This is a genomic window from Streptomyces niveiscabiei, assembly GCF_001419795.1.
Lineage (GTDB): Bacteria > Actinomycetota > Actinomycetes > Streptomycetales > Streptomycetaceae > Streptomyces > Streptomyces niveiscabiei.
In genome coordinates, this window is sequence record NZ_LIRL01000724.1 from 1 (window position 1) to 8,409 (window position 8,409).

Consider the following 8,409-nt stretch of genomic DNA (forward strand, 5'->3'; position numbering starts at 1 on the left):
ATCCCTTCTGTTTGCGGGACAGCTCCCGCTGGGCCTTCTTCAGCTTCTTCTCCGCGCGCCGCAGGAAGCGCGGGGAGTCGATCTTCGTGCCGTCGGACAGGACCGCGAAGTGGGTAAGGCCGAGATCGATGCCGATGGCGCGGTCGGTGTGGGGCATCCGGGCCGCGTCGGCGGCGGGGTCGGTGTCGATGACGAAGGAGGCGAAGTACCGGCCGGCCGCGTCCTTGACGACGGTGACGGAGGAGGGGGTGGCGGGCAGGGTGCGGGACCACTTCACCTTGATCGCGCCGATCTTCGGCAGGTCCAGCCGACCGCTGTCGGTGATCTTCCAGCGGGCGTTGGCGGTGAACCGGACCGACTGCCGCGAGTCCTTGCGGGACTTGAAGCGGGGCGGGCCTATCTTCGGCCCCTTGCGGGTGCCCTTGAGGGAGGCGAAGAAGTTGCGGTACGCGGTCTCGGCGTCCCGCAGGGACTGCTGAAGGACGACAGCGGAGACCTCACCCAGCCAGGACCGCTCCACGGTCCGCTTCGCCTCGGTGATCAGACGGGTGGACAGCTCGCCGATCCCCGGGAACGGCCGCCCGGCCTCGCGGGCCTCCTCACGGGCACGCACCGCGTCGTTGAACACGACACGGGCGCACCCGAACGCCCTCGCCAACGCCCTCTGCTGACCGGGATCCGGGTACAACCTGAAGGTGTACCGGAGCTGCATGACCATCACCGTACGTACATGGTTCATGAGTGAGATGCGGATGATCGGAACTGGTCGGCACTGTGCTTTCGTGATGCATGTCCATGTGGTCTTCGTGACCAGGTTCCGCCATGCACGGAGTGTTCCCCGACCTGGTACGCCACCACTGGCGGGCCAACAAGCTGCGGTCCGGCTCCTGCTTCGCCGGAACCGTGACGCCACCATCAGATTCGCCTCACCGCCTACCTGAAGACCGATGTACTGCAAATGAGTTCCCGGTAGCCGCTGTGTGCGGGCGGGTGTCGGTGAGTAGGGGCAGGCCCCGGGAGTTCGCGCCGTCGGTGGAACGTGGGAGGCCGCCGCCGGCGGACTCGAACGCGTGGAACTCCTCGGCCGGACTGGCCTTGCACAATGCCTGCTGCCCGGTCTCGGCGTGGAGGTCGAGTACGTCGCCCTGGGCGCGCGCGTCGGGTGAGGGTTCGCGTTCGTACACGACGGCCTCGATGCCGTGCGCATGCAGGACTCGGGCGAGGGCGAGGCCGCCCGGACGGCTCCGACGATGGAGGTGGCCTCGGCCGTCTCCGATACGTCGTACGACATGTCCCCGACGACCATGATCCCTGACGCGCCTGTGCACAGCCCTCTTGGGCCACGCCCCTCAGATCACCGCCCGTACCGCCTTCTCGAACCCCTCCACATGGCGGCTCGCCAGGTCCTGGGCCAGTTCCGCCCGGCCCGCCACGATCGCCTCGATCAGCGGCCCGTGTTCGCCGACATGGCCCGCCATGTCGGGGAGGCGGTCGATGAACAGGCACCAGATGCGGGTGGCGAGGTTGTCGTACTGGACGAGGGTGTCCTCCAGGTAGGGGTTGCCGGTGGCGGCGTAGACGGCGCGATGCACCTGGAGGTCGAGGTGGAGGAGGTCGGTCGCGCCCTGGCGGCGGATGTCCGCGCTCTCCAGCTCGCCGCGCAGCCCGGTGAGGACGGCCCGGTCGGCGGGGGTGGCCCGGCGGGCGGCCTGGGCGGCGGCGAGGGGTTCCAGTTCCTGGCGGACCTCGGAGACGTGCGCGAGGTCGGTGATGTTGACGTCGGTGGCGAAGGTCCCGCGCCGAGGGTAGGTGGTGATGAGCCGCTCGTACTGGAGCCGCTTGAGCGCCTCGCGCAGCGGCGTGCGGCCGACCCCGAGGGACTGCGCGAGCTGCTCCTCGTTGATGGGCGCGCCGGGCCGGATCACGAGCAGGACGAGCTGGTCGCGTACGGCGCGGTACGCCTGTTCGGCGAGGGACAGCTCCTCGGCCGCGATCTGCTGCATGGACGCCCCCTTGACGCGTGCGGTGAGCTCCCATACGTTACCGCACAGCTTGATATATCAGTCGCGTATCAGCCGGTTCCCAGGATGGTGAACAGATGACCCTGTCCCTCCCGCTCGCCGCACTTGACCCGGACGTGTCCGCGGCCGTCGCGGCCGAACTGCACCGCCAGCAGTCGACGCTGGAGATGATCGCCTCCGAGAACTTCGCCCCCGCCGCCCTCCTGGAGGCCCAGGGCTCGGTGCTCACGAACAAGTACGCCGAGGGCTACCCCGGCCGCCGCTACTACGGCGGCTGCGAACACACCGACGTCATCGAGCAGTTGGCGATCGACCGGGTCAAGGCCCTGTTCGGCGCCGAACACGCCAACGTCCAGCCCCACTCGGGCGCCCAGGCCAACGCGGCGGCGATGTTCGCCCTGCTGAAGCCCGGCGACACGATCCTCGGCCTCGACCTCGCGCACGGCGGCCACCTGACGCACGGCATGCGCCTCAACTACTCGGGCAAGCTGTACAACGTCGTCCCGTACCACGTCCGCGAGTCCGACCTGCGGATCGACATGGGCGAGGTCGAGCGGCTCGCCCTGGAACACCGGCCGAAACTGATCGTCGCGGGCTGGTCGGCGTACCCGCGCCAGCTCGACTTCGCGGAGTTCCGGCGGATCGCCGACGCCGTCGACGCGTACCTGATGGTCGACATGGCGCACTTCGCCGGGCTCGTCGCGGCGGGGCTGCACCCCAATCCCGTGCCGTACGCGGACGTCGTCACCACGACCACGCACAAGACCCTCGGGGGGCCGCGCGGCGGGGTGATCCTCACGCGGGCCGGTCTCGCGAAGAAGATCGACTCGGCGGTCTTCCCCGGGCAGCAGGGCGGACCGCTCGAACACGTCATCGCCGCCAAGGCCGTCGCCTTCAAGGTCGCCGCGAGCGAGGACTTCAAGGACCGGCAGCGCCGGACGCTGGAGGGCGCCCGGGTGCTCGCCGGGCGGCTGCTGTCCGACGACGTCGCCGAGGCCGGGATCACCGTCCTGACCGGCGGCACCGAGGTCCACCTCGTCCTCGTCGACCTGCGCAACTCGCAGTTGGACGGCAAGCAGGCCGAGGACCGGCTCCACCGGGTCGGCATCACCGTCAACCGCAACGCCGTGCCCTTCGACCCGCGTCCGCCCATGGTGTCGTCCGGGCTGCGCATCGGGACACCGGCGCTCGCCACGCGCGGCTTCGGCAGGCCGGAGTTCCGGGAGGTCGCGGACATTGTCGCCGAGACGCTCAAGGGGGAGACCCCCGAAGGTGAACTCCGGGACCGAGTGACGAAGTTGGCGAACGCCTTCCCCCTGTACGGAGACCTCGCATGACCGAAGCCCCCCTCCCCGAGCACCCCGACTTCCTCTGGCGCAACCCCGACCCGAAGCGTTCGTACGACGTCGTCATCGTCGGCGGCGGCGGGCACGGCCTGGCGACCGCCCACTACCTCGCCGTCAACCACGGCATCACGAACGTCGCCGTCCTGGAGAAGGGCTGGCTCGCGGGCGGCAACATGGCCCGCAACACCACGATCATCCGCTCCAACTACCTGTGGGACGAGAGCGCGGCGATCTACGAGCACGCCCTCAAACTGTGGGAGCGGCTCCCGGAGGAGCTGGACTACGACTTCCTGTTCAGCCAGCGCGGCGTCCTCAACCTCGCGCACACCCTCCAGGACGTCCGCGAGGGCGTCCGGCGCGTCAACGCCAACCGCCTCAACGGCGTCGACGCCGAATGGCTGGAGCCGGACGAGGTCGCCGAGGTCTGCCCGATCGTCAACGTCTCCTCGAACACCCGCTACCCGGTGCTCGGCGCGACCTTCCAGCCCCGCGCCGGGATCGCCAAACACGACCACGTGGCCTGGGCGCTGGCCCGCAGCGCCGACGAGTACGGCATCGACCTGATCCAGGGCTGCGAGGTCACCGGCTTCGTCAAGGACGGGAACCGCGTCGTCGGCGTCGAGACGAACCGGGGCCGCATCCTCGCCGGCCGCGTCGGCCTCGCGGCGGCCGGACACAGCAGCGTCCTCGCGGAACTCGCCGGAGTGCGCCTGCCCGTCCAGTCGCACCCGCTCCAGGCCCTCGTCTCCGAACTGCACGAGACGGTCCACCCGACCGTGGTCATGTCGAACCACGTCCACGTGTACGTGTCGCAGGCCCACAAGGGCGAGCTGGTGATGGGCGCGGGCGTCGACTCCTACAACGGGTACGGCCAGCGCGGCTCGTTCCACGTGATCGAGCATCAGATGGCCGCCGCCGTCGAGCTGTTCCCCGTCTTCGCCCGCGCGCACGTCCTGCGCACCTGGGGCGGCATCGTCGACGTCACCCCCGACGCCTCCCCGATCATCGGCACCACGCCGGTCGAGAACCTGTACGTCAACTGCGGCTGGGGCACCGGCGGTTTCAAGGCCACCCCGGCCGCCGGCTGGACCTTCGCGCACACCATCGCCACCGGCGAACCCCACGCCCTCAACGCCCCGTTCGCGCTCGACCGGTTCACGACGGGCGCCCTGATCGACGAACACGGCGCCGCGGCCGTGGCCCACTGAGGAGGCACCGTGCTGCTGATCGACTGCCCCTACTGCGGCCCGCGCGACGAGACCGAGTACCACTACGGCGGCCAGGCCCACGTCCCCTACCCGGACAACCCCGGCGACCTGACCGACGAGCAGTGGGCCGAGTACGTCTTCTACCGCGCCAACCCCAAGGGCCCCTTCGCCGAACGCTGGGTGCACAGCACCGGCTGCCGCCGCTGGTTCAACGTCCTGCGCGACACCGCCAGCCACCAGGTCCTCGCCGTCTACCGCCTCGACGAGCCCCGCCCGGAAGGAACCCGATGACCGACCAGCCCTTCCGGCTCCCGCACGGCGGCCGTATCGACCGCGACACCGTCCTCCACTTCACCGTCGACGGACGGGAGTTGACCGGCCATCCCGGCGACACCCTCGCCTCCGCGATGCTCGCGAACGGCGTCATCGAGGTCGCCCCCTCCCTCTACCGGGGCCGCCCCCGGGGCATCGTCGCGGCGGGCGTCGAAGAGCCCAACGCCCTGATGCAGCTGGACAGTTCCTACTCGGAGGGCATGCTCCCCGCCACGACGATCGAGCTGTACGACGGCCTGTCCGCCCGCACGCTCTCCGGCAAGGGCCGCCTCGACCCGTCCGACGACCCGGCCGCCTACGACAAGAAGTACGTCCACACGGACGTCCTCGTCGTCGGCGCGGGCCCCGCCGGGCTCGCCGCCGCCGTCGCCGCCAGTGACTCCGGCGCCCGCGTCCTCCTCATCGACGACCAGCCGGAACCGGGCGGTTCGCTCCTCGACCGCTCCGAGTGGGTCACGCGGATGCGTGCCCGGCTCGACGCCGCGCCCGAGACCGTCGTACTCCACCGGACGACCGCCTTCGGGTCCTACGACGACAACTACGTCCTCGCGCTCCAACGGCGCACCGAGGACCTGTCGTTGAAGGGGGTCTCGCGGCAACGGCTGTGGCACATCCGGGCCCGGCAGGTCGTGCTCGCGACCGGTGCGCATGAGCGTCCGCTGGTCTTCGCCGGGAACGACCGGCCCGGGGTGATGCTCGCCGGGGCCGTGCGGACGTACCTCGGCAGGTATGGGGTGACGCCGGGTTCGCGGGCCGTCGTGAGTACGACCAACGACAGCGCGTACGACACCGTGGACGCGCTGCGGGCCGCGGGGGTCGAGGTCGTGGCCGTCGTGGACGCGCGGGCGGGACTGTCGGCGCGGGCTGTCGAACTCGCGGACGAGGTACGGGTGTTGACCGGGTGCGCGGTCGTATCGGCGTCCGGGGAAGGGCGGTTGACCGGGGTCGGCGTCCAGGAGCTCGACGGGTCGCTCGTCACCTCGTTGGACTGCGACCTGCTCGCCGTCTCCGGGGGCTGGAGTCCCGTCGTCCACCTGCACAGCCAGCGGCAGGGAAAGGTGCGCTGGGACGAGGAGTTGGCCGCGTTCGTGCCGGACGGAGTGGTGCCGGCGCAGCAGATCGTCGGGGCGGCGCGGGGGACGTACGACACGGACGACTGCGTCGCCGAAGGGGCGCGGGCCGGGGCGGTGGCCGCCACCGAGGCCGGGTTCGCGGTGCCGGTGCCTGCCGTGCCGTCGCGGAGTTCGCGGCAACAGGCGTCGTCCGTACGGGCGTTGTGGACGGTGCCCGCCGAGTCGTACGACGACCACTTCGTCGATCTCCAGCGGGACGTGTCGGTCGCCGACGTGCTGCGCTCGACCGGCGCCGGGATGCGGGGAGTCGAGCATGTCAAGCGGTACACCTCGCTCGGGACCGCCAACGACCAGGGCAAGACGTCCGGGGTCAACGCGATCGGCGTGATCGCGTCGGTGCTCGGGGGCGAGCCGGGGGAGATCGGCACGACGGCCTACCGGGCGCCGTACACGCCGGTCGCCTTCGCGGCCCTCGCGGGGCGTGAGCGCGGCGAGTTGTTCGACCCGGAGCGGATGACGTCCGTGCACCACTGGCATGTCGAGCACGGCGCCGTGTTCGAGGACGTCGGGCAGTGGAAGCGGCCCCGGTACTACCCGCTGGACGGGGAGGACATGGACGCCGCCGTCGCCCGCGAGTGCCGCGCCACCCGCGAGAGCGTCGGGTTCATGGACGCCTCGACCCTCGGGAAGATCGAGATCCGCGGCGCCGACGCGGGGGAGTTCCTCAACCGGATCTACACCAACGCGTTCAAGAAACTGAAGCCCGGCAACGCCCGCTACGGCGTGATGTGCAAGCCCGACGGCATGATCTTCGACGACGGGGTGACCCTGCGCCTCGACGACGAGCGGTACTTCATGACCACCACGACCGGTGGCGCCGCCGGAGTCCTCGACTGGCTGGAGGAGTGGCTCCAGACGGAGTGGCCCGAACTCGACGTGTACTGCACGTCGGTGACCGAACAGTGGTCGACCATCGCCGTCGTCGGACCCAAGTCCCGTGACGTCGTTGGCCAGTTGGCGCCGGACGTCGACCTCTCCAACGAGGCGTTCCCCTTCATGGCGTTCCGCGAGACCACGCTCGCCTCCGGGATACCGGCCCGGATCTGCCGCATCTCCTTCTCCGGCGAACTCGCCTACGAGATCAACGTGGCCGCCTGGTACGGGCGTTCGGTCTGGGAGCAGGTCCACGCCGCCGGGCAGCCGTACGGGATCACCCCCTACGGCACCGAGACCATGCACGTCCTGCGCGCCGAGAAGGGGTACATCATCGTCGGGCAGGACACCGACGGGACGGTCACTCCGCAGGACGCGGGGATGGCGTGGGTGGTGTCGAAGCAGAAGGACTTCGTCGGGAAGCGGTCGTACTCCCGGCCCGACACGGTCCGCGCCGACCGCAAGCACCTGGTCGGCCTGCTCCCGGCGGACCGGACGACCCGGCTCCCCGAGGGCACCCAACTCCTCGCCCCGGACACCGACTTGGACACGATCCCCGTCCCCATGCTCGGCCACGTCACCTCCAGCTACCACAGCCCGGCCCTCGGCCGCCCCTTCGCCCTCGCGATGGTGTCCGGGGGACGCGACCGCCACGGCGAAACCCTCCTCGCCCCCGTCGGTGACACCTTGATCCCCGTCGAGGTCACCGACTTCGTCCTCTACGACCCCGAAGGGACCCGCCGAGATGGCTGAACAACTCGCGGTCAGCCCGCTGGCCCACCTGAAGGAAGCCCTGTCAGCGGCGACGGTGACGGGCCCGCGCGGCGTCTCGCTGACGGAACTCCCGTTCCTCACGATGGTGAACGTCCGCGTGAACCCGGCCTCGGAGGCGGCGGCGCGCATCGAGAAGACGCTGGGCGCGGCCCTTCCCAGGGAGTGCGGCCGTACGACGACGTCCGGTCCGCATACGGTCACGTGGGCGGGACCGGACGAGTGGCTGGTCATCTCGGCGCCCGAACTCTCCTCGCTCACCGCCGACTTGAAGGAAGCCCTCGGCACCGATCCCGGCTCGGTCGTCGACCTCTCCGCCAACCGCACCACTCTCCAACTCGCCGGGCCCAGCGCCCGCGCGGTCCTGGAGAAGGGCTGCCCGCTGGATCTCCATCCCCGCGAATTCGGGCCGGGGCGGGCGGTGTTGACGACGGTTGGCCCGGTGCCGGTTCTGCTGTGGCAGGTGGACGATGCGCCGACGTACCGGCTGTTTCCGCGGGCGTCGTTCGCGGACTATCTGGGGCGGTGGCTGATCGATGCGATGGAGGAGTTCGGGGGGCCGGAGGTGCCTTGAGACGCGGGGGCTCGGGGTGCCCTGAGATGCGAGGGCCGGAGGTGCCCTGAGCTGTGGGGGCCCGGGGGTGTCGTGGCCGGGGCGTTCACCTGTGCCGGCCGGTCGGGGTGTTCACCTGTGCCGGCCGCCCGCCACCGCCGCCCGCAGGGC

7 protein-coding genes are annotated in these 8,409 nt (G+C 70.6%); 5 read left to right on the plus strand and 2 right to left on the minus strand.

Translation table 11 applies throughout. The annotated features are described in order from the left end of the window. Both AOK24_RS31770 and AOK24_RS31775 read right to left on the minus strand, forming a co-directional pair. Positions 1-712, minus strand: a 712-nt coding sequence (locus AOK24_RS31770) for an RNA-guided endonuclease InsQ/TnpB family protein (RefSeq protein ID WP_159052047.1), incomplete at its 3' end; no start/stop codon positions are given. 637 nt (positions 713-1,349) lie between these two features. Then, positions 1,350-2,003, minus strand: a complete 654-nt coding sequence (locus tag AOK24_RS31775; RefSeq protein ID WP_055723486.1) for a GntR family transcriptional regulator — start codon at positions 2,001-2,003, stop codon at positions 1,350-1,352. A gap of 95 nt (positions 2,004-2,098) precedes the next feature. Between AOK24_RS31775 and glyA the strand changes: the two genes are divergently transcribed. From glyA to AOK24_RS31800, 5 genes are read left to right on the plus strand one after another with little or no spacing between them, the layout of a single operon-like run. After that, positions 2,099-3,358, plus strand: a complete 1,260-nt coding sequence (gene glyA, locus AOK24_RS31780) for a serine hydroxymethyltransferase (protein WP_055723487.1) — start codon at positions 2,099-2,101, stop codon at positions 3,356-3,358. After that, on the plus strand, positions 3,355-4,575 hold the full coding sequence (locus tag AOK24_RS31785) for a sarcosine oxidase subunit beta family protein (protein ID WP_055723488.1): 1,221 nt from the start codon (positions 3,355-3,357) through the stop codon (positions 4,573-4,575). Before glyA ends, AOK24_RS31785 begins: the two co-directional genes overlap by 4 nt. Positions 4,576-4,584: 9 nt before the next feature. Beyond that, positions 4,585-4,866 (plus strand): sarcosine oxidase subunit delta, encoded by a 282-nt coding sequence (locus AOK24_RS31790; RefSeq protein ID WP_055723489.1) that lies wholly within the window; start codon positions 4,585-4,587, stop codon positions 4,864-4,866. Then, the gene (locus AOK24_RS31795) at positions 4,863-7,667 is read left to right on the plus strand and encodes a sarcosine oxidase subunit alpha family protein (protein WP_055723490.1); all 2,805 of its coding nucleotides are present in this window, start codon (positions 4,863-4,865) and stop codon (positions 7,665-7,667) included. The genes AOK24_RS31790 and AOK24_RS31795 overlap by 4 nt, the downstream gene beginning before the upstream one ends. Then, on the plus strand, positions 7,660-8,259 hold the full coding sequence (locus tag AOK24_RS31800) for a sarcosine oxidase subunit gamma (protein WP_055723491.1): 600 nt from the start codon (positions 7,660-7,662) through the stop codon (positions 8,257-8,259). Before AOK24_RS31795 ends, AOK24_RS31800 begins: the two co-directional genes overlap by 8 nt. Positions 8,260-8,409: the final 150 nt, after the last annotated feature.

What these genes read in the sequence shown, in the direction of transcription:
- AOK24_RS31775 (WP_055723486.1), bottom strand. Translation starts at nt 2,003, where the DNA reads ATGCAGCAGATCGCGGCCGAGGAGCTGTCCCTCGCCGAACAGGCGTAC.
- glyA (WP_055723487.1), top strand. Translation starts at nt 2,099, where the DNA reads ATGACCCTGTCCCTCCCGCTCGCCGCACTTGACCCGGACGTGTCCGCG.
- AOK24_RS31785 (WP_055723488.1), top strand. Translation starts at nt 3,355, where the DNA reads ATGACCGAAGCCCCCCTCCCCGAGCACCCCGACTTCCTCTGGCGCAAC.
- AOK24_RS31795 (WP_055723490.1), top strand. Translation starts at nt 4,863, where the DNA reads ATGACCGACCAGCCCTTCCGGCTCCCGCACGGCGGCCGTATCGACCGC.
- AOK24_RS31800 (WP_055723491.1), top strand. Translation starts at nt 7,660, where the DNA reads ATGGCTGAACAACTCGCGGTCAGCCCGCTGGCCCACCTGAAGGAAGCC.